This window comes from Grimontia marina (genome assembly GCF_900060185.1).
Taxonomy (GTDB): domain Bacteria; phylum Pseudomonadota; class Gammaproteobacteria; order Enterobacterales; family Vibrionaceae; genus Enterovibrio; species Enterovibrio marinus.
The window spans coordinates 23,480-43,640 of the sequence record NZ_FIZY01000041.1 but is presented as its reverse complement, the minus strand read 5'-3'; the positions used below and the strand labels follow the sequence as shown (position 1 = coordinate 43,640).

Sequence of the window (20,161 nt, the reverse complement as noted above, 5' to 3'; positions counted from 1 at the left end):
TTTTATGATGGCATTGAGAGATATTCAGGATGAGCTGATGTGGTGTGCGATAGCAGCCCCCGGCTCAATCCCGAGAAAGCTAAGAGCCATGCGGGAGAGAGTGAAACGCTACATACTCCCCAAAAAAAGAAAACGGCCCAAAGCGAGGACCGTTCGTATTAATAAAACTCGCTACCCTGTTCGCTCTAAGCACCTTAAACCTTAAGTGATAGGTGTTAACCTAAATGGTGGCTTTTGTCTCAACCCCCAAGATTTCTACCCTTTGACATCGACCAAGCCCACGTTTTTCCTGTGTTGTAACTTCGGCGAACATCGTGTAGAAAAGCCCATTATTAGAAAATAAAGAACCTCGGATGGTTACAGAAACTAAGACGGCGGAAGCGTCCCTGGAAAGCCTCCACCGTATTTTTACCGTGCCCGAAGCGCCCGATTCCACCTTGGGCAAAATCGAGCAGGAAATTTCCCAAAACCTGAATCGCTTTTTGCAGAATCATATTGCTGCGACAGATTCATCTCTCACTGATATCGAAAAAGATTTCAGCAACCCGTTGATCCCCGAAAAACCGACTTTCGTTTCCGAACACACCGAGTTTTTGCTGGATAAACTGGTTGCCCAATCGGTTCATACTTCATCGCCACGCTTTATTGGTCACATGACATCAGCGCTTCCCTATTTCCTGATGCCGCTTTCAAAAATCATGATTGGCCTGAACCAGAACACGGTCAAAATTGAAACCTCAAAGGCCTTCACGCCACTCGAGCGTCAGGTGCTGGGCATGCTCCACAACCTGATTTACGACCGTGATGACCCGTTTTATGAAAGCTGGATGCACAGCGCTGAACACTCCCTTGGGGCATTTTGCTCCGGCGGGACAATCGCCAATATCACGGCTTTGTGGGTAGCGCGCAATGCTGCACTGAAAGCGGATGGCGATTTCAAAGGCGTGGCGGAAGAAGGCCTGTTCCGCGCCATGCGCCATTACGGCTATGACGACTTAGCCATTCTCGTCTCCGATCGCGGCCATTACTCTCTTAAAAAATCCGCTGACGTCCTTGGCATTGGCCGACAATCCTTGATTGCTATCCCAACTGACGAAAACAACCGCATCCGCATCGATAAGCTCGAAGAGAAAGTTGCTGAGCTGAAAGCGAAAAACACCAAGGTATTTGCACTGGTTGGCGTCGCTGGCACAACCGAGACCGGGAATATCGACCCGCTTGACGCCATGGCAGAAATTGCTGAGCGTGAAGGCATTCATTTTCATGTGGATGCTGCCTGGGGCGGTGCGAGTTTGATGTCCAGCAACCAGCGACACAAACTCAAAGGCATTGAACGAGCAGATTCGGTGACCATTGATGCTCACAAGCAGCTGTACGTGCCAATGGGTGCAGGCATGGTGATTTTCAAAGACCCTTCTATGGTCTCTGCGATTGAACATCACGCCAACTACATTCTGCGCAAAGGCTCTAAAGACCTCGGCAGCCACACACTTGAAGGATCTCGCAGTGGCATGGCGATGTTGCTATACGCCAGCCTGAACATCATCGGACGCGAAGGCTACGAACTGCTGATTGATCAAAGCGTCGACAAGGCCGAATACTTCGCTTCATTGATTGCTGAGCAGCCTGATTTTGAGGTGGTGAGCAAGCCAGAGCTTTGCCTGCTCACCTACCGATTTGTCCCTGAATCAGTCAAGAAAGCGTTCGACGTTGCCAATGACGCCCAACGTGGACTACTCCACCAGCACCTCAACGATCTGACGGTTTTCATTCAGAAGCACCAACGCGAAGCCGGAAACACTTTCGTCTCCCGAACCACGTTAACGCCAGTCCATTTGGACAATCGCGCGACTATCGTATTCCGTGTGGTTTTAGCCAACCCGCTTACTACCAAAAACATCCTACAAGAAGTGTTAGAAGAACAGAGAGCACTGGCGAAACAAAGCACCATCGCGTATCCCAAGCTTCTCGAACTTGCCGAACAAATCCTGAATTAACCTTCATGAAAAAAGCCGCCAAAGCGGCTTTTTCGTTTCTCACAGCTCACGCCTCATTGCTGCAACATGCTGATTTCAAATCGCTTGGCTAAGCTGAAATTAGGATATGAAAAGGATTTGCTGATGGGAACATTAGGGTTTGAGCTGAAATCGCTGGAAGTGTTTGTGGCAACCGCTAAAACCGGCAACATGACCGCGGCTTCTCAGCATCTGGATATATCCCAATCTTCGGTCTCACAAATCCTCGCCAATCTGGAAAGTAGCCTCGGCGTGAAGCTGCTTGATCGCAGTGTGCGCCCCGTAGAGCTAACTGTCGCCGGACGCTATTTCTACGACCAATCCGTTCATCTGCTCGAACAGGCCTATAAAACCCAGCAAGTCATCACCAAAGGCAGCTTCAATAGTCTGCATTTAGTGAGAATCGCGATGGTGGATTCACTCGCCGCCACCGTGGGACAACCACTGATTGAAGTGATAAAAGCGCACACCGAAAACTGGACCATGATGACAGGCTATTCTCACCTTCATCAGCAAGGCCTACTCAGTCGTAGCATTGATATTATTATTTCTGATGATGTCTTAGAAAGGCAGGACGACCTTCGCCGTTTACAGATTCTTAAAGAACCCTTTGTTCTGGTTGTTCCCAAACAGTTTCAGCAAAAGTACCCCGACACCTGTCACTCACTTGTCGCATTGAGTCAACATTTGGATATGATTCGCTACAGTGAACAAAGCCTTATCAGCCAATCCATCGAAACCTACCTGCATCACCAAGGACTGACCGTACCAGACCGTATGCAGCTCGATAACACATTTGCCGTACTTTCCGCAGTAGCTCAAGGACTTGGCTGGGCATTGACCACCCCATTATGCCTTCTTCAGGGTGAAGTTTTTCGCAACCAGATAAGCTGTATTCCCCTACCTGAAAAGGATTCTTTTTTCAGGTACTTAACCCTAATTGCGAGACGCAATGAGTTGGGAGATTTACCGGAAAAACTCGCCGACGGAAGTTGCAAAATCCTACGCCAACATTTCCTTGCCAAAATCCGCCAACATTACCCCTGGCTGGATGGAAAAATCCGCATTGGAAAGTACACCTAACAAGCCGTTCAAATTCACACTATTAAAATTCCTAATAGTGTTATCCCACCCTGTGTGATTGTGGTGGTCAAAATTTTTATACCTCGCCTACGTTAAATTTACAGTCCGTTACCAACCGTAAGTGACTGATGAGTCACCTACTGCTTACCCATGCTTCAACTATCGTTGATAGAGGTTCATGGGTTTCTGAAACATCAGAAGCACGTGGAGCATGCAGTTTTTCTTTCGGTCCAGTAACGAAAATAACAGGAGCGGGTATGGAAGCGCGTGAAGTAAAAACGGCGGCAGACGCCAAAAAGATTGTTGAAGAAAGGAAGCTCTCCCACGTCAAAGTGGGTTTGTTTGATAACGATGGCGTGATGCGTGGCAAGTACATGTCGAAAGAGAAATTCTTCTCTTCGCTGGATGGTGGATTTGCTTTCTGCGATGTGGTGTTAGGGTGGGATGTTAAAGACCAACTCTACGACAACGCTAAATACACCGGCTGGCACACAGGCTATCCAGACGCCCCAGTCCGCATTCTTCCCGATACCTGTCGCGACGTGCTTGATGAAGATGGCATGCTACTTTTCATCGCGGAATTTTCTGGCGATGCTGAAGCGGTTTGTCCTCGCGCCACACTTCGCCGTGTGCTTAAAAAAGCGTCAGACATGGGGTTTGACGCTTACGCTGCGCTTGAATACGAATTCTTCATTTTCGATGAAACGCCTCACTCCGCCCGCGAGAAAGGCTTCCGTAACCTGAAAACGATCACGCCAGACTGGTTCGGTTACTCGATGATTCGTAACTCTACTTACTCAGGTTTGTATAAAGCGATTCTCGCCATGGGTGAAGCAATGGATTTTCCTATTGAAGGCATCCATTCCGAAACCGGCCCTGGCGTTATCGAAGCCGCACTCACTGTCGACAGCGCCAAAGAGGCTGCAGACAAAGCCGCGCTGTTCAAAACCTACATGAAAGTGCTGGCGCAGAAAAACGACATGATGGCGACCTTCATGGCCAAGTGGACCAATGATTACCCCGGCCAAAGCGGACACATTCACATTTCCCTTCGTGACCGTGATTCGGGGAAAAGTGCCTTTTATGCGCCAGATGCAGAGCTCAACATGAGCGATGTCCAACGCCATTTCCTCGCAGGCCAGCAACTTTTGATGCCGCAATTCCTTTGCATGATTGCTCCAACCGTTAATAGCTACACCCGAATGATCCCCGGCTATTGGGCACCAACAGATGCAACCTGGGGCGTTGAGAACCGCACCACATCACTTCGTGTTATTCCCGGCTCTGATAAATCACAACGCATTGAGTACCGTCTGGGCGCTGCAGATGCCAATCCTTATCTCGCCCTCGCTGCTGCGTTGGCCTCTGGTCTTTATGGCATCGAGCACAAGATGGAGCCCACAGATCGCATCGTAGGCAACGCCTATGAAGTAGATCATCCCGAAGAACTCCAACTACCCCGCACACTCTGGGAGGCCGCACAGTCTTTCAAACAATCGGAAGCAGCCAAAGCCATGCTGGGTGAAGCCTTCGTGGAACACTTTGCCGCGTCACGTGAGTGGGAAGAAAGAGAATTCCGCAAGCATGTGACCGACTGGGAACTCGACCGTTATTTTGAAATTATATAGGTGAAGACATGGAGCGTTTTCAGACAATTACACCCGTAGATGGCTCGGTTTACGTCGAGCGCCCTTTTGCTACCGCGAGCGAAATTAGCGCGGCGTTGGAAAGTGCAGCAAAAGCCTATCCATTATGGAAAAGTACGCCCCTCGAGGTGCGCCAGAGCCTTTGTCGAAAAGCCGTTGAATACTTTGTCGCTAAAGGCGAGGAAATCGCAGAAGAAATCACTTGGATGATGGGTCGTCCCATTGCCCACACCAAAGGCGAAGTGGCTGGTTTCGAAGAGCGTGCGCTGCACATGATAGACATCGCCCCAGAAGCCCTTTCTCCCATGCCTTTACCCGATAAAGCGGGCTTTCGTCGCTACATCAAACGCGTTCCGCTTGGTACAGTGTTCGTTGTTGCACCATGGAATTATCCTTACCTGACTGCGGTTAATGCCATTGTTCCCGCTTTGTTAGCAGGAAATACGGTGTTGCTCAAGCACTCTGCCCAAACGCCACTCTGCGCAGAAAGAATGGCAGAAGCATTTGCAGAGGCGGGGTTACCCGAAGGCGTTTTCCAATATCTTCACCTTTCTCATGCTGATACCGAATCCGTCATGCAACACGATTCAATCCGGCATGTTGCATTCACGGGTTCAGTACCTGGCGGCAGAGTCGTTGAGAAGGCCATTGCTGGTCGCTTTATCAGCGCAGGTTTGGAGCTTGGCGGCAAAGACCCAGCCTATATACGCCACGACGCCAATGTTCCCAATGCTGTTGACACTGTCATCGACGGCGCTTTTTTTAACTCTGGCCAGTCTTGTTGTGGGATGGAACGTCTTTATGTCCATGAGTCGGTTTTTGATGATGTTGTCGATGCCGCGATAAAACTCGTGAACCAATACCAACTCGGTAGACCTGATGTAGCAAGCACAACACTTGGGCCTTTGGTTCGGACTGCTTCCGCTGATTTTGTGAGGGGACAAACGGAAGAAGCGATACTTCAAGGCGCAAAACCCTTGATTGATGCCTCCAACTTCCCTGCCAGTCAGGTGAGTAGCCCATACCTTGCCCCTCAGCTTCTCGTGAACGTTGACCACAGTATGCGGGTGATGACGGAAGAAACCTTCGGCCCCGTTTTAGGTGTTCAACGTGTCAGCAGCGACGAAGAAGCCTTGCGTTTGATGAATGAGAGTGAATTCGGTCTCACTGCGGCGATTTTCACCCAAGACGAAGAGCGCGGCGAACAACTCGCGGACCACGTTGAATCCGGCACTGTGTTTCTTAACCGCTGTGACTATCTCGACCCCGGTCTTGCGTGGGTTGGCGTCAAGAACAGTGGGCGGGGATGCACCCTTTCAAAAATTGGGTTTGAGCATCTAACACGACCCAAGTCTTATCACTTCAAACGCGTTTAGGAGCGGACATGTCATTATCAAACTGGAATTACCCTACTGCAATGACAGCCGGTATCGGCGCGTTAGAGACTTTGCCAGATGCGTGTAAAAGCCTGGGAATGCATCGGCCACTGCTGGTCACTGACCCCGGCATTGCGGCGCTGTCGATGACGCAACAGGCGAGAGATCTTTGCGAGCAGCAAGGGCTGTCTGTCGCGTTGTTCTGTGATCTGCAAGGCAACCCAACAGGCCAGAACGTCGAATCGGGAAACACGGCTTTCAAAGAAGGCTCCCATGATGGCGTGATTGCACTAGGTGGAGGCTCAGCCTTAGATTGCGCGAAAGCCATCGCGCTATCAGCAGAACAGTCTCAACCACTTTGGGCTTTTGAAGATGTTGGCGACAACTGGGCAAAAGCAGATCCAGAGCTCATTGCCCCCATCGTTGCCATTCCAACCACGGCAGGTACAGGTTCAGAAGTGGGTCGTGCATCTGTCATCACCAAAGAAGATGAAAAGCGGAAGCTCATTATCTTTCACCCGAAAATGCTGCCGGGAAAAGTGATTTTAGACCCTGAACTAACGCTTGGTTTACCCGCTCATATCACTGCTGCTACCGGGATGGATGCGTTGTCACACTCTCTTGAATCGCTATGTGCCCCGGGCTACCACCCTATGGCAGAAGGTATCGCCATTGAAGGTATCCGTTTAGTGCAGCAAAACCTGCCCATCGTTTTTGAAAACGGGGCAGACAAACAAGCCAGAATGCAGATGTTGGTTGCTTCCAGTATGGGCGCCACGGCATTCCAAAAAGGCTTGGGGGCTATGCATGCCATCGCCCACACACTTGGCGCTTTGTACAACGCTCACCATGGCCTGCTGAATGCCATCCTGATGCCATACGTATTGGAAGCGAATCGCAGCGATATCGACGAGAAAATGGAGCGATTAGCTCGTTATCTGGCGCTGGAAGGATCAAGCACCGATGCTGTTTTGAATTGGGTTCTGGCGTTACGGGCATCTTTGGGCATTCCACACACACTGGCTGAAATTGGGATTAACGATTCTGACGCAGAAAAGGTTGGATTGATGTCTATTAATGACCCATCTGCAGGAGGCAATCCGATTCCGTTTTCAGCCGATGAATACAGCCAACTCTTTGTCAGCGCTGTCCATGGAAAAGGACTCTGAGAGGCACTATGCGTATCGGTCTTCTGCTATGTGATGATGTGAAGCAAGAGCTTCAAAGCGCGCACCGAAACTATCCTGATATGTTCGAGGCGACATTGAAAAAGGTCGAACCATCATTATCCCTGCAGTGTTATCGGGTCATAGACGGTGAATATCCAGCTGATGTCGATGATTGCGACGGGTATGTCATTTCCGGCAGCCGTTACTCTGTCTATGACGGTCTCCCCTGGATTAGGCAGTTCGAGGATTTCGTCAGGACTCTGTATGAAAAAGGCAAGCCCACGGTAGGTATTTGTTTTGGTCATCAAATGATGGCGCAGGCATTGGGTGGCAAAGTCGAACGTTCAGAAAAAGGCTGGGGTGTCGGCATTGCCACCAGCAACTTGGCGGCAGAAGAAAAAGCTTCGCAGCCTTGGCTTCAAAGCCTCAAACCTGACTTTTCGCTTGTCGTCAGCCATCAGGATCAAGTCTGCCAACTCCCACCAGACAGCATAACCCTCGCCAGCAGTGACTTCTGCCCTATTGGCATGTTTACCGTTGGCAGCCACTTTCTGGCGATTCAGGGGCATCCCGAGTTCAGTCGTGCGTACTCCTTCGATTTGATGGAATCACGCAGGGATCGCATACCAGAAGAGGTAATTTCCCGCGGGCAAGCTTCACTGAGCCAAAGTCCGGACGCCGAACTTGTCACGCGATGGTTGCTGGATTTTTTGAAGTTTAGCCAGTCGTCACCCAGTACCCCTTCGCTGTCTACGAAGACTTAAACGACCCCATTCAAGGAAGGAAGTATTTATGGAGTCATCACGTTTACCCGAGGACAAAAATCTGGCTTATTTGCCATCCACCCTCGCTGCGTATGTCAGGTTTGTTGAATCAATAAATTTCTACATCGGCCGATTTGCGATGTATTTGATATTCCTGATGTTAGGCATTCTCGTCTACTCATCGATCACCAAAACCTTTTTCCTGCCTTCGCTTTGGACGCTTGAAATGGCGCAGTTTGCCATGGTCGCTTACTACATGCTTGGCGGCCCCTACTCAATGCAGCTCAACAGCCATGTACGTATGGACTTGGTTTACGGCAACTGGTCACCGCGCACCAAAGCGATGGTCGACAGTTTCACGGTGATTTTTCTTATCGTTTATCTCGTGATTTTGCTTTATGGCGGCATTTCCAGCACCTCCTATGCGTTGGAATATGGTGAGCGTAGTTACTCGGCTTGGCGACCTTACATGGCACCAATCAAACTCATCATGTGCCTCAGTATTTTCCTGATGCTGCTGCAGGCAACAGCTGTGATGCTGAAAGACATTGCCAAATTGCGTGCTCCAAAAGTCTCTGAGGAAGAATCAGAAGGAGGCGTGCAATGAGTTATGAACTGATCGCCCTCCTAATGTTTTCTTCCATGATGCTGATGCTGCTAACGGGGCAACGGGTTTTTGCTGCCATTGGCTCTGTCGCTGTGATTGCTTCTCTACTGCTTTGGGGTGATGGCGGATCTGAAATCGCCTTCGGCGCAGCCATGAAGTTGATGAAGTGGTATCCACTGCTGACCTTGCCGCTGTTTATCTACATGGGTTACATGCTCTCAGAGTCTGGTATCGCGGAAGACCTCTACAAAATGTTTCATGTCTGGATGGGGCCGATTCACGGTGGTTTAGCTATCGGAACGATCTTGTTGATGGTTGCGATTTCTGCCATGAATGGTCTCAGCGTTGCTGGCATGGCTATCGGTGCAAGTATCGCCCTTCCCGAACTGCTCAGGCGGGGGTACGACAAGATCATGGTCACCGGGGTGATACAGGCAGGCAGTTCGCTCGGGATACTCGTGCCGCCCAGCGTGGTACTGGTGCTTTACGGCATGATTGCGCGCCAGCCTGTGGGACAACTTTGGCTTGCCGGCGTCTTGCCCGGTCTGCTGATGGCAAGCATGTTCATCATATACATCGTTGTTCGCTGTAAAATACAACCGCATCTCGGTCCAGCGCTTTCCAAAGAGGAACGTAACGTCCCGATGAGTGAAAAGCTCAAACTGTTGCGCGCCGGCATTCTTCCACTCGCCATTTTCTTCTCGATGACAGGCCTGTTTCTGATGGGTGTCACCAGCTTGGTGGAAAGCTCGGCTGTTGGCGCACTGGCAGCGACCATTGCTGCCATCGTCAAGCGACGTATGACCAAAGAGGTGATGGAGAACACGCTTCGCAAAACCCTTGCCATCAGCTGCATGTTTATGTGGATCATTCTTGCTGCTCTTTGCTTCGGCGCGGTGTTTGACGGTTTAGGCGCAGTCAAAGCGATAGAAGCACTGTTTATCGACAGGCTTGGTCTCACACCTTGGGAAGTGTTAATCCTGATGCAGCTGTCCTACCTCATTATGGGTACCTTCCTCGACGACACTGCCATGCTGGTTATCGTCGCGCCTCTCTACGTTCCATTAGTGAAGATACTCGGCTTTGATCTTATCTGGTATGGCGTGCTCTACACCATTACCTGTCAGATTGCCTATATGACGCCGCCATTTGGCTACAACCTGTTCCTGATGCGTGCTATGGCACCGCCGGAGGTATCACTGACCGATATTTATCGTTCTATCGTGCCGTTTGTTCTCATCATGATCTGTGCGCTTGCCATTGTCATGGCATTTCCTCAGATCGCGCTCTGGCTGCCAGAATGGCATTACAGCCGATAGGAGGAAATGACGACAGCAATCGATCTCAAATATGCAACTACACTCAAAGCAATGGAAAAGTGTGTTTATCGAATTAATGACGTAATAAGGACACCATTATGAGTAACAACAGACGTGATTTTCTGAAAAAGGCAGGTATCGTCGGCGCTGCTAGTTCAACGGCGATTCTGGGTGCACCAGCTGTTGTCTCCGCCAAGGAACCTATTCGCTGGAGACTACAAACTTATGCTGGCCCAGCGCTCGCTGAGCATGTCATCAAGCCTGCCGTAGATGCGTTCAACGCTGCAGCTAATGGTGAAATGATCATAGAGCTGTATTTCGCCGACCAGCTTGTCCCAACAGGCGAGTTGTTCCGCGCAATGCAGAAGGGAACGATTGACGCTGTACAAAGTGATGACGACTCCATCGCTGCACCTGTCGATATCTCCGTATTTGGCGGCTATTTCCCCTTTGCCACACGCTACAGCCTGGATGTACCGGTGCTGTTTGAAGAATATGGCCTCAAAGAAATCTGGCAGGAAGCCTATGGTGAAGTCAAAGGTGTCACTTGGCTAAGTGCGGGTTCTTGGGATCCTTGCCACTTCGCGACGGTAGACCCAATTCGTAGCTTGGCGGACTTGAAAGGGAAACGTATCTTTACCTTCCCAACCGCTGGCCGATTCCTTTCCCGTTTCGGCGTTATCCCCGTCACCCTGCCTTGGGAAGATGTGGAAGTGGCAGTGCAGACCGGCGAACTGGATGGCATCGCATGGTCAGGGATTACCGAGGATTACACCGTTGGTTGGGCTGATGTAACCAACTACTTCCTGACGAATAATATCTCCGGTGCCTGGTGTGGTTCCTTCTTTGCCAACACTGAGCGTTGGAATGCACTGCCGGAACACTTGAAAGTGCTGTTTAACCTCATGATGGACTCTTCACACTATTATCGTCAGCATTGGTATTGGGGCGGTGAAGCTAAACTCAGAACAAGCGGCACCAATATGAAACTTACTACCATTCCGGATGAAGAGTGGCGTCAGGTTGAGGTCGAGGCTTATAAGTTCTGGGATGAGATCGCCAAAACCAGCTCACGAAATGCTCGGGTGATCGAGATATTTAAAGAATATGCTGGGGTAATGGAGAAAGCAGGTAAGCCATACCGGTATTCCTAACCAATGCGGAAATATGTTTAATAAGCGGCTGATAGAGGTCGTTTTTTTGCAGGGCTATAAATGAAAAAAACCAGCGTTGATAGGCCAATATCGACGCTGGTTTTCCTCGAGTTTTTACGTTGGCAGATTTAGAGTTCTGCCCTCTCATTAATTTCCTTCAGCTGATAGGACCAAATGAAAGAAATGAAAGTCTTTTGGTTCAGAATCAGTCTGTAATTGGCGGCCTTGCATTACTGACTGATTTTGAACTCAGGAGTAATTTAGTACTTGATGAATAAGAAAACTGTGAGGTAAACATGAAAGTTTCCTTATATTTTATGAAGATGCAGCAATTTTGCGAGCCAGATACTACTCTGGAAAGATAGTCACATTTGTAGTGAAACCATGTTTCACGATGTGGTCGCAAAGTTCGTAGCACATTCTGCTCGTCCTAGTTCATAAAGTCGCTTTTCACGGATTGTACGGCGTGCTTCGTTCCACTCCTCGATTATCTGGGCACGTATTCCCCCCCTGCCCATTTCACTAAACAAAAAGCGGTCAACTGTATGATTAAACGCTTCCAAATCCATTTTTTCCTGATATACCACACCCATATATTTAAAAGCTTGGGATTTCTCTTTGTTACTGCCGACCACGGTAAATTGCTGCAAGGTATCCAATGCCGCCTCGTACTCACATTGGACTATCTGTTGTTCGGCTCCCAATAGTTTTCCGTGCACACCATAATTAGACACATAACTGCATCCCGACACCAAACTCACAGCCATCAAACCCAGCAGTAACTTTTTCATGAAAAATCCTTTCCAATTGAAGCGGCAACATTTTGTCTTTGGTTAAAAAACTAGCAAAAACCAAGCCTATATACCCAATGCTTGGGTATAAACAAAAAAAGCCGGGAGTCAATCCCGGCTTTCTAACTCACTGAAACGATGTCGTTTATCTAAGGGCGCTTGCCCAGCTTCACTGTGCCATTTTGTTCAAACATCGCAGTTTCTTTGCGTTTTCTGCCAATAAGCAAAGGCTTGTCATCGTAGAACAGGAAGTTTTTCCAGTACTTCTTGAACATTCCCCAGCGGGTTTCAACGACATTGCCTTTGTCATAGCAGAAGTAAACGACAGCATTGTCTTCCCATGGGAAAAACGCCAATACGTCCTCCGGCAAATCGTCTTCTTCTTCCCAAGGATGTTGCCAGTCAGATTCCTGCGACCACGCATCACGCATGATCGCCCAGTCACCTTTACCAAAGTGATCTGGAGTTGGGCTTTGCTGGCTAATAAAATCACGCCATAGCTGGCCACCGCGCTCTTCCGTCATCGGCTTGATGTGTTCGCGGTCTTCTTCGGCAACAGGCATAGACTGATGCGTAAAAATCCACTTACGTTTGTATTCTTCAAAGGGAATGTAATTCATAGTTCTCTCAGAATTCGCGGATGTTATTTCCCCGCGAACATGTAACCTTCGCCATGGACCGTAATGAACATTTGCGGTTTTTTGGGTTCGACCTCGATTTTGTTGCGTAAACGTCGAACTAATACATCAATGGTTCTGTCATTTGGCGCATCGACCCGATGGCTGATCAAATTCAGGATACGCTCCCGGCTCAATACCCGGTTACGGTTCGCTGTGAACGCCACCAGCATTTCATATTCTGCTTTGGTGAGTTTAACTGCGTTGTTGCCTTTGCTCAGTGCGCGACGTTCAATGTCGAATGTCCATCCATTGAAGTTCACGATGTTATCACTTTCTTTTACTGAACTCTGCATTTCAGGCTGAGTATTCGCTTTGGAAATGCGCCAGAGTAAATTACGCACGCGAACAAGAAGTTCACGCAATTCAAGCGGCTTGGTACAGTAGTCGTCCGCACCCATTTCCAAACCGACGATACGGTCAATAGTGTCAGTTCGAGCGGTAATGAGAATAATACCCACATCGCATTTGCTGCGCAGTTGGCGCGTCAGCATCAACCCATCCTCACCCGGGAGGTTGATATCAAGCAGCACTAAATCAATGTGCCATTCGTTCATAATCTGGTGCATTTCCTTGCCATCAGCGGCCTGACTGACGTGATATCCCTGTTTTTCGAAGTATGCGCTCACCATAGTGCGAGTCACTGCTTCATCATCTACAACCAAGATGTGATGTGTCACATTTACCCTGTTCACATATCGTCATGAGGAGCCGCACTTTACCACCTAAATTGCGAACAAACTTGATTTACCTCATGGTTATTGCAGTTTTATGTACGACAAATCAATCATGTTTTTTAACAAACCCAGGGGTCATTTTGCGAGATAGGCGACAATTAAGTCATTTTTGGTACATTTAGAAGCACATAAAGCCCACATTTCACGTTAACAATCGATTCTGTTCATATCTGTTCATATTTGCCGCTTGCCTGTTCATTTTCTGGTTGAACCATATTCATATCCAATCGCTACTATGCCCGCAACAAAATAACGCATCAAAAACATGTAGCTATAGTGCGCTGGCTTGCTTCCAAACACGCTACCGAAATGGGCCCAAACACTAACTACAAAAACTTTATGGGTGTATCCACTTTTATGAAAAAGCTACTGCAGAAGCTGAACAAACCTAGCGCGAAGTACTCCATCCTTGCGCTGGTTCTGATCGGTGCTGTCATCACGGTTGCCGGCGTGGTCGTGATGAATAAGTCTCTCCACTATTTCTCTCAAACAGAGTTCTGTGTGTCGTGCCACACAATGAAGCAAAACTACGAGGAATATAAGCAGTCGATTCACTACAGCAACGCAAAAGGCATCCGAGCTGAGTGTGTAGACTGTCACCAGCCCAAAGATTTCGTCGGCAAAATCTGGCGCAAAATGGGCGCTTATAAAGACGTTTACCACCACTTTGTGACGGGCAAAATTGATACCCCTGAGAAGTTTGAGGAACACCGACTCGAACTCGCCCAGAAAGTCTGGGACCGCATGGCTGACGAGAACTACAAGACCTGTACCACCTGCCACTCATATGAAGCTATGGACCATGACAAGCAGTCTGTTCAGGCGATGAAAGAAATGATCCCTGCGGCGAAAGAAAACATGGCATGTATCGAGTGTCACAAAGGTATCGCGCACGAACTGCCAAATATGGCGGGTGGCTTCCGTAAGACATTCGAAACCCTGACAGCTTCTGCGATCGCACCTGCTGGTGCCAAGAAACTGTTCTCTATCGAAGAGAAGAGCCTGTTCGCTACCGCTGATGCAAACGGCAAAGTTGAAGGCCAATTGCTGCCAGCTTCTGAAGTAGAAGTCATTGGCGAAGAAGGCGAAATGCTTAAAGTGCGTGTTCAAGGTTGGATCGAAACCAACGGTAAAGGCCGTGTAATGACAGAGTACATGGGTAAACGTGTATTCAAGGCGACCGTTCGTGGCGACGTGAAAGCGACTGAGACTGTGATTTCTGAAGAAGTGGATCCAGCAACCAACATCGCTTGGAAACAAGTGGCTGTGAATGCCTACATCACCAAGGATCACCTGGTTCAGAGCATTGATCCAGTCTGGGACTATGCATCAGAAATGTTCGCATCTACCTGTAACTCTTGTCACGCAGCACCGGCACCTGGCCACTTCACTGCAAATGGCTGGATTTCAAGCCTGAAAGCGATGAGTGCGTACTACCGTCTGAGCAAGACCGAAGAGCGCACACTGCTGAAGTATCTGCAGAACCACGGTAGTGATACCGGCGGTGTAGGCGCCCACTAATCGGCAAAAAGAATACTAAGCGGCAGATGCGCCCTCGTGCATCTGCCCTGATGAATTAAAAACTATAAGGACTTCTACATGGCGACTGAAAAACAACAAGGCATTTCCCGCCGTCGTTTTCTCTCTGGCATGTTAACCGCCAGTGCGGGTGTTGTGATTGGTTCCAGCCTGCTGGCACCACGCAAAGCAATGGCCGCGACTGAAGCGAAAAACACCTTCTCTGGTGAAGTTATCCACGGTTCACACTGGGGTGCATTCCGCGCGAAAGTTGAAAACGGTATCTGGGTTAACACAGTAGCGTTTGAAAACGACCCACACCCAACCTCAATGTTGAACGGTGTGCGCGAAGTGGTCTACAACCCATCTCGCGTTAAGTACCCAATGGTACGCATCGACTGGCTGAAGCACGGTTGGAAATCAGACACTTCACAACGTGGCGACAACCGCTTTGTGCGTGTGCCATGGTCACAGGCGCTGGACTTCTTCCACCACGAACTGGAACGTGTTCAAAACACTTACGGCCCAAGCGCACTTTACGCAGGCCACTCTGGCTGGCAGTCATGCGGTAAGTTCAACACCGCAGGTACGATGATGCAGCGCGCTATTAGCCTGCACGGTACTTACCTAGCAAAAGTAGGCGATTACTCGACTGGTTCTGCGCAAGTTGTTCTCCCTTACGTTGCAGGCGCAATGGAAGTTTACGAGCAGCAAACCTCTTGGCCTCTGGTTCTGGAAAACGCGAAAAACATCGTGATCTGGGGTTCAGACCCAATCAAGAACCTGCAAGTGGGCTGGCTGGTTCCAGACCACAGCGTCTACGGTTACTACCAGCAACTGGCTGAGAAAGTAAAAGCAGGCGAAATCAACGTGATTCACGTTGATCCGGTTAAGAACGAATCATACAAGTTCTTCGGCGGCTCTCAGGTTGCGGTTAACCCACAAACTGACGTGCCTCTGATGCTGGCTATCGCGCACACTCTCTACACTGAGAAGCTTTACGACGAGCAGTTCCTGGCTGACTACACCACGGGTTTTGACAAGTTCGTTCCTTACCTGACCGGTGAGAAAGATGGTGTGGCAAAGACGCCAGAGTGGGCGGCAGAAATCTGTGGCATCCCAGCTGATCAAATCCGCGAACTGGCGCGTACCATGGCAAATGGCCGCACCCAGATCATCGCTGGCTGGTGCCTGCAACGTATGCAGCACGGCGAACAATACGCGTGGATGATCGTTGTTCTGGCTGCCATGCTGGGTCAAATCGGCCTGCCAGGCGGTGGCTTTGGCTTTGGTTGGCACTACAACGACGCAGGTACTATTACTTCTGCGGGCCCTCTGATGTCTGGTTTCAGCTCAGTGACTGGCGTTGACCCAATCCACAGCGGCAGCTACAACGGCTACTCAAGCTACATCCCTGTTGCGCGTTTCGTTGATTGTATCGAGAACCCGGGTACCACCATCCAGTTCAACGGTCACAGCGTGAAATTCCCACACATGAAGATGGCTATCTTCTGTGGTAACAACCCGTTCCACCACCACCAAGATCGTAACCGCATGATCAAAGCGTGGCGTAATCTGGAAACCGTGGTTAGCGTTGAACATCAGTGGACTGCAACGTGTCGCTTCGCGGATATCGTTCTGCCTGCGACCACCACTTACGAACGTAACGACATCGAGCAGTTTGGTAACCACTCGAACAAAGGCATCATCGCGATGAAACAAATCGTTGAGCCTATGTTTGAATCAAAAGATGACTTCGACATCTTCCGTGAATTGTGTACGCGCTTTGACCGTGAAGAAGCCTTCACTGGCGGCAAGACCAAGATGGAATGGATTGAAGAAATCTACAACGGTGCCCGCCTGCAAGGCCGTGGAATCGGTGTGCGTATGCCGAACTTCGTGAAATTCTGGGAAGAAGAGCAATTCATCAGCTTCCCTGAAGGTTCAGAGTGGGTTCGTCACGCAGCATTCCGTAAAGAACCTGATTTGGAGCCACTGGGCACAGCGTCTGGTCTTATCGAGATCTACTGTAAGACTATCGCTGACATGGGTTACGACGACTGTCAGGGTCACCCAATGTGGTTCGAAAAAGTAGAACGTAGCCACGGTGGTCCTAAGTCGAAGCAGTACCCTATCCACCTGCAAAGCTGTCACCCGAACCACCGTCTGCACTCGCAGCTGTGTTCGTCTGACGACCACCGCGGCACTTATGCGGTAGCAGGTCGCGAGCCTTGCTACATCAGCACCGCTGATGCAAAAGCACGTGGTATCCAATCTGGCGACATCGTTCGTGTATTTAACGACCGTGGTCAGGTCCTGGCTGGTGCAGTGGTGACTGACGATTACATGTCTGGCGTATGTCGTATCCACGAAGGTGCATGGTATGCGCCGCTGGAAGGTGGCAAACCAGGAACCCTGTGTACTTACGGCGATCCAAACGTGCTGACCGTTGATATTGGTACCTCTAAGCTGGCTCAGGCTACCTCAGCACACACAGCATTAGTTGAAATTGAGAAATACACTGGCAAAGTACCGGTAGTGACAGGCTTCAGCGGCCCTATCGCGGTTGACGACGTTAACCCACTGTTCCCGGCGATGGATATCGCATAAGAGACAGTGTGAGGAAAAGGGCAGCTTGGCTGCCCTTTTTTACTTTAAGCTGGTTAGAATTAACGAAAAACATCCCTTACTTACGGAATGACAATGCAAGAATTTATCGCCATCAACGAGCAACGCGCCGAATTTTACTGGTGGATGTCTTCACTCTTCTCGACGGAGTTGACCCAGCAAGATCTGGACAACTACCACGGCGGCGACATGGATAACTACTACTCCGTGTTGGCGATGACCGACGAATTGAAAGCCCCGATTGCGGAATTTCGTTACGCGCTGGCGAAACTGAAAGTCAGAGAAGATGCGCAACTAGAGCTTGCTGCAGATTTCTGTGGCCTTTTTCTAAGCACACCGAAGTCTGGCGCCCTGCCTTACGCCTCTATGTACATTGGCGAAACCGGCTTATTGAACGACAAGCCAGCGGTTGAAATGGGCCAGTGGATGGACAAGTACGGTATTGCTCAACGGAAAGACTTTAACGAGCCGTTTGATCATTTGGCGGTAGAACTCGACTTTATGGGTAACCTGGCGATCCTCGCGAACAAAGAAACAGACGAGGAAAAGCAGGAAGCAATGATGCAAGAGCAGCAACGTTTTCTTGAAACCATGATGCTGCCTTGGATTGAGCAGTTCCAACAAACCGTGCAGCAGTTCGAAAAATTCGGTTTCTATAAAGCCGCAGCGAACTTGTTGGTGTCCTTTATCAAGTTGGACCAAGCCTTCCTTAACGGCGAATAAGCGGACAAGCACAGTGTTCAAAAGCCGGGCTTGTTCCCGGCTTTTTGTATTTATAGCCGTTCAAAATCACCAAGCTAGCGCTCAGTTAGCTGAAACTGAAAGTACGCACTGTGTGGTTAGCATGATGCGCATCAACCTTATGCACGTCTCTAAGACACAATAATTGCGGCGTAGGACCATTGACATTAAACTGTGAACGCAAGCGATTGGCATTGAGAATTTTCTGAAATCTTACAACAAACTCATGTAAATGCCTCGCGCGTTTTTTCTCCTCTGCGTCGATAACAGTCAGACTGTTTGGGCATTGCGTTCGCTTACGCACCAACAAGAGAAAAAAGCACACACATAAATTGAAAGAACCTAATACGCTGCTTATACCGTCGGATTGAATCGAAAACATTCTGATAGGTTGAGCGGCGTAAACTTGTGCAGTCCGAAATGACAGAGACTGCCAATGAAAACGACAAGAAGATTACCGAATGGCAACAATTAAAGACGTCGCTCGACTCGCCGGTGTTTCTACAACAACAGTTTCGCACGTGATCAATAAGACACGTTTTGTTGCAGAGAACACAACAAAGAAAGTATGGGCAGCAGTCGATGAACTGAATTACGCACCAAGCGCAGTGGCTCGAAGCTTGAAGTGCAACTCCACCCGCACTATTGGCATGCTGGTCACCAAATCAACCAACCCGTTCTTCGCAGAAGTGGTGCATGGCGTAGAAGAATACTGCTACAAAGAAGGCTACACGCTAATCCTGTGCAATACCGAAGGTAACCTTTCCAAGCAGCGCGATTACTTGCGAATGCTGGCAGAAAAACGCGTTGATGGTCTGCTTGTAATGTGCTCTGACCTTAATGAGGAGCTACTCTCGCTGCTTGAGAAGAAACAAGATCTGCCGATGGTAGTGATGGACTGGGGCACTGAGCACATCAACACAGACTGTATTCAGGACAATGCAGAGCTTGGCGGCTATATTGCGACCAAACACTTTATTGAAAACGGTCACACCAAAATTGGCTGTATCTCAGGCCAGATGGATAAATTAACGTGTCGCGAGCGCTTAGACGGTTTCCGTAAAGCGCTGGAAGAAGCGGGATTAACTTATAACCCAGACTGGATTGTAGAAGCCGATTTCGAATGTGACTCTGCTGAAGAAGCCGCCAACAAACTTGTGGCGCTTGAAGAACGCCCTACAGCCATATTCTGCTTTAACGATATCATGGCGCTTGCTGCTATCAGTACATTCCGCCAAGCAGGTTTGGATGTGCCCAATGACATTTCAATCATTGGTTACGACAACATCGATTTAGCAGGCTTTTTCTCTCCGCCATTGACTACGATTCATCAGCCTAAAAACCGTTTGGGTAAAACGGCAATCAAACTACTGATGGAACGTCTGGCAAACAAAGAAAACCAGCAACAGATTTTCGAAATGCAGCCTGAGTTGATCGTGCGACGTTCTGTAAAGAACTTGAACAATTAACAGCAAATTACTACTTCTATTAAACCTAAAAGCCTGAGCGTTTACGTTCAGGCTTTTCTATTAGTGACAAGTTTGTTAGATAAACTGATCCTATTATTGCGACAAACCTCAAAATCAATAAAATGCCTAGATTTCTAGTGCTACCCTTATTTCATATTGAATAAGGGGTGCGAAAGTCGAAATTTCTTCAATAACAAAGGGAACGGAATAATTATAAAGGCATCAATAAAGCCCATTCTGAACTAAGATCACACTTTGTTAGACTAGCAATAACGACAAAATGACGCGATTCGGTTAAGCTAAATCTCGTCAAGAAAAAGGCAAACCAAGGCGAAAGCCTGGGACGCAAAGCTTCCGGCCTCACATCGAGAGTGACTCTCAGATGTTGGTAGCGGAGTTACCGATGACGTTAGCATTTCACATTCCGGCTCACCCGGTGCGTTGACAATTCTCTGAATTAGCTTTGC

At 49.0% G+C, this 20,161-nt stretch carries 16 protein-coding genes, 1 pseudogene and 1 riboswitch; of the genes and pseudogenes, 14 read left to right on the top strand and 3 right to left on the bottom strand.

What is annotated here, in order from left to right; all coding sequences use genetic code 11:
• The 10 genes and pseudogenes from GMA8713_RS28190 to GMA8713_RS18395 all read left to right on the top strand — a co-directional run.
• Positions 1–205, top strand: a pseudogene (locus tag GMA8713_RS28190) (IS4 family transposase); the annotation flags it as partial.
• A 148-nt stretch (positions 206–353) separates the two neighbouring features.
• Positions 354–1,997, top strand: a complete 1,644-nt coding sequence (panP, locus tag GMA8713_RS18435) for a pyridoxal-dependent aspartate 1-decarboxylase PanP (RefSeq protein WP_062712997.1) — start codon at positions 354–356, stop codon at positions 1,995–1,997.
• Positions 1,998–2,120: 123 nt separating this feature from the next.
• Complete coding sequence (locus tag GMA8713_RS18430) at positions 2,121–3,098, top strand: LysR family transcriptional regulator (protein WP_002540225.1); 978 nt, start codon at positions 2,121–2,123, stop codon at positions 3,096–3,098.
• Between the two features lie 257 nt (positions 3,099–3,355).
• Complete coding sequence (locus GMA8713_RS18425) at positions 3,356–4,726, top strand: glutamine synthetase family protein (RefSeq protein WP_062712995.1); 1,371 nt, start codon at positions 3,356–3,358, stop codon at positions 4,724–4,726.
• A gap of 8 nt (positions 4,727–4,734) precedes the next feature.
• Positions 4,735–6,120 (top strand): aldehyde dehydrogenase family protein, encoded by a 1,386-nt coding sequence (locus GMA8713_RS18420; protein ID WP_062712993.1) that lies wholly within the window; start codon positions 4,735–4,737, stop codon positions 6,118–6,120.
• Positions 6,121–6,128: 8 nt separating this feature from the next.
• Positions 6,129–7,289: an iron-containing alcohol dehydrogenase gene (locus GMA8713_RS18415; protein ID WP_062712989.1), complete on the top strand. Its 1,161-nt coding sequence runs from the start codon at positions 6,129–6,131 to the stop codon at positions 7,287–7,289.
• Positions 7,290–7,297: 8 nt separating this feature from the next.
• A complete protein-coding gene (locus tag GMA8713_RS18410) occupies positions 7,298–8,053 on the top strand; it encodes a glutamine amidotransferase-related protein (protein ID WP_062712987.1) in 756 nt (251 codons plus the stop codon).
• Positions 8,054–8,081: 28 nt separating this feature from the next.
• Positions 8,082–8,660 (top strand): TRAP transporter small permease subunit, encoded by a 579-nt coding sequence (locus GMA8713_RS18405; RefSeq protein ID WP_062712984.1) that lies wholly within the window; start codon positions 8,082–8,084, stop codon positions 8,658–8,660.
• Positions 8,657–9,979, top strand: coding sequence for a TRAP transporter large permease (locus tag GMA8713_RS18400; RefSeq protein ID WP_062712982.1), 1,323 nt, complete (start codon positions 8,657–8,659; stop codon positions 9,977–9,979). The genes GMA8713_RS18405 and GMA8713_RS18400 overlap by 4 nt, the downstream gene beginning before the upstream one ends.
• A 98-nt stretch (positions 9,980–10,077) precedes the next feature.
• Positions 10,078–11,133, top strand: a complete 1,056-nt coding sequence (locus GMA8713_RS18395) for a TRAP transporter substrate-binding protein (RefSeq protein WP_062712980.1) — start codon at positions 10,078–10,080, stop codon at positions 11,131–11,133.
• A 389-nt stretch (positions 11,134–11,522) separates the two neighbouring features.
• Here the strand turns inward: GMA8713_RS18395 and GMA8713_RS18390 are convergent, their stop codons facing one another.
• The 3 genes from GMA8713_RS18390 to torR all read right to left on the bottom strand — a co-directional run bounded on the left by GMA8713_RS18390 (position 11,523) and on the right by torR (position 13,281).
• Positions 11,523–11,924, bottom strand: a complete 402-nt coding sequence (locus GMA8713_RS18390) for a hypothetical protein (RefSeq protein WP_062712978.1) — start codon at positions 11,922–11,924, stop codon at positions 11,523–11,525.
• A gap of 149 nt (positions 11,925–12,073) precedes the next feature.
• Positions 12,074–12,544, bottom strand: coding sequence for a DUF2947 domain-containing protein (locus tag GMA8713_RS18385; RefSeq protein WP_062712976.1), 471 nt, complete (start codon positions 12,542–12,544; stop codon positions 12,074–12,076).
• Positions 12,545–12,567: 23 nt separating this feature from the next.
• Positions 12,568–13,281 carry a two-component system response regulator TorR gene (torR, locus tag GMA8713_RS18380; protein WP_062713001.1) on the bottom strand — a complete coding sequence of 238 codons (714 nt, stop codon included), beginning with the start codon at positions 13,279–13,281 and terminating at the stop codon, positions 12,568–12,570.
• A 414-nt stretch (positions 13,282–13,695) separates the two neighbouring features.
• On the opposite strand from torR, the gene torC reads away from it, so the two are divergent.
• From torC to purR, 4 genes are all read left to right on the top strand, one after another.
• Complete coding sequence (gene torC / locus GMA8713_RS18375) at positions 13,696–14,859, top strand: pentaheme c-type cytochrome TorC (protein ID WP_422615205.1); 1,164 nt, start codon at positions 13,696–13,698, stop codon at positions 14,857–14,859.
• Positions 14,860–14,937: 78 nt separating this feature from the next.
• Complete coding sequence (torA, locus tag GMA8713_RS18370; protein WP_062712973.1) at positions 14,938–17,466, top strand: trimethylamine-N-oxide reductase TorA; 2,529 nt, start codon at positions 14,938–14,940, stop codon at positions 17,464–17,466.
• Between the two features lie 93 nt (positions 17,467–17,559).
• Positions 17,560–18,207: a molecular chaperone TorD gene (torD, locus tag GMA8713_RS18365; protein ID WP_062712971.1), complete on the top strand. Its 648-nt coding sequence runs from the start codon at positions 17,560–17,562 to the stop codon at positions 18,205–18,207.
• A 479-nt stretch (positions 18,208–18,686) separates the two neighbouring features.
• Complete coding sequence (purR, locus tag GMA8713_RS18360; RefSeq protein ID WP_062712969.1) at positions 18,687–19,694, top strand: HTH-type transcriptional repressor PurR; 1,008 nt, start codon at positions 18,687–18,689, stop codon at positions 19,692–19,694.
• Positions 19,695–20,003: 309 nt separating this feature from the next.
• A riboswitch (cyclic di-GMP riboswitch) is annotated at positions 20,004–20,099 on the top strand.
• The last annotated feature ends 62 nt before the right edge of the window (positions 20,100–20,161 follow it).

Excerpts from the sequence above, each read along its gene's own strand:
- GMA8713_RS18430 (WP_002540225.1), top strand. The coding sequence starts at position 2,121 with ATGGGAACATTAGGGTTTGAGCTGAAATCGCTGGAAGTGTTTGTGGCA.
- GMA8713_RS18410 (WP_062712987.1), top strand. The coding sequence starts at position 7,298 with ATGCGTATCGGTCTTCTGCTATGTGATGATGTGAAGCAAGAGCTTCAA.
- GMA8713_RS18405 (WP_062712984.1), top strand. The coding sequence starts at position 8,082 with ATGGAGTCATCACGTTTACCCGAGGACAAAAATCTGGCTTATTTGCCA.
- purR (WP_062712969.1), top strand. The coding sequence starts at position 18,687 with ATGGCAACAATTAAAGACGTCGCTCGACTCGCCGGTGTTTCTACAACA.
- GMA8713_RS18420 (WP_062712993.1), top strand. The coding sequence starts at position 4,735 with ATGGAGCGTTTTCAGACAATTACACCCGTAGATGGCTCGGTTTACGTC.
- torD (WP_062712971.1), top strand. The coding sequence starts at position 17,560 with ATGCAAGAATTTATCGCCATCAACGAGCAACGCGCCGAATTTTACTGG.
- torC (WP_422615205.1), top strand. The coding sequence starts at position 13,696 with ATGAAAAAGCTACTGCAGAAGCTGAACAAACCTAGCGCGAAGTACTCC.
- GMA8713_RS18395 (WP_062712980.1), top strand. The coding sequence starts at position 10,078 with ATGAGTAACAACAGACGTGATTTTCTGAAAAAGGCAGGTATCGTCGGC.
- GMA8713_RS18385 (WP_062712976.1), bottom strand. The coding sequence starts at position 12,544 with ATGAATTACATTCCCTTTGAAGAATACAAACGTAAGTGGATTTTTACG.
- GMA8713_RS18415 (WP_062712989.1), top strand. The coding sequence starts at position 6,129 with ATGTCATTATCAAACTGGAATTACCCTACTGCAATGACAGCCGGTATC.
- panP (WP_062712997.1), top strand. The coding sequence starts at position 354 with ATGGTTACAGAAACTAAGACGGCGGAAGCGTCCCTGGAAAGCCTCCAC.
- GMA8713_RS18390 (WP_062712978.1), bottom strand. The coding sequence starts at position 11,924 with ATGAAAAAGTTACTGCTGGGTTTGATGGCTGTGAGTTTGGTGTCGGGA.
- GMA8713_RS18400 (WP_062712982.1), top strand. The coding sequence starts at position 8,657 with ATGAGTTATGAACTGATCGCCCTCCTAATGTTTTCTTCCATGATGCTG.
- GMA8713_RS18425 (WP_062712995.1), top strand. The coding sequence starts at position 3,356 with ATGGAAGCGCGTGAAGTAAAAACGGCGGCAGACGCCAAAAAGATTGTT.
- torA (WP_062712973.1), top strand. The coding sequence starts at position 14,938 with ATGGCGACTGAAAAACAACAAGGCATTTCCCGCCGTCGTTTTCTCTCT.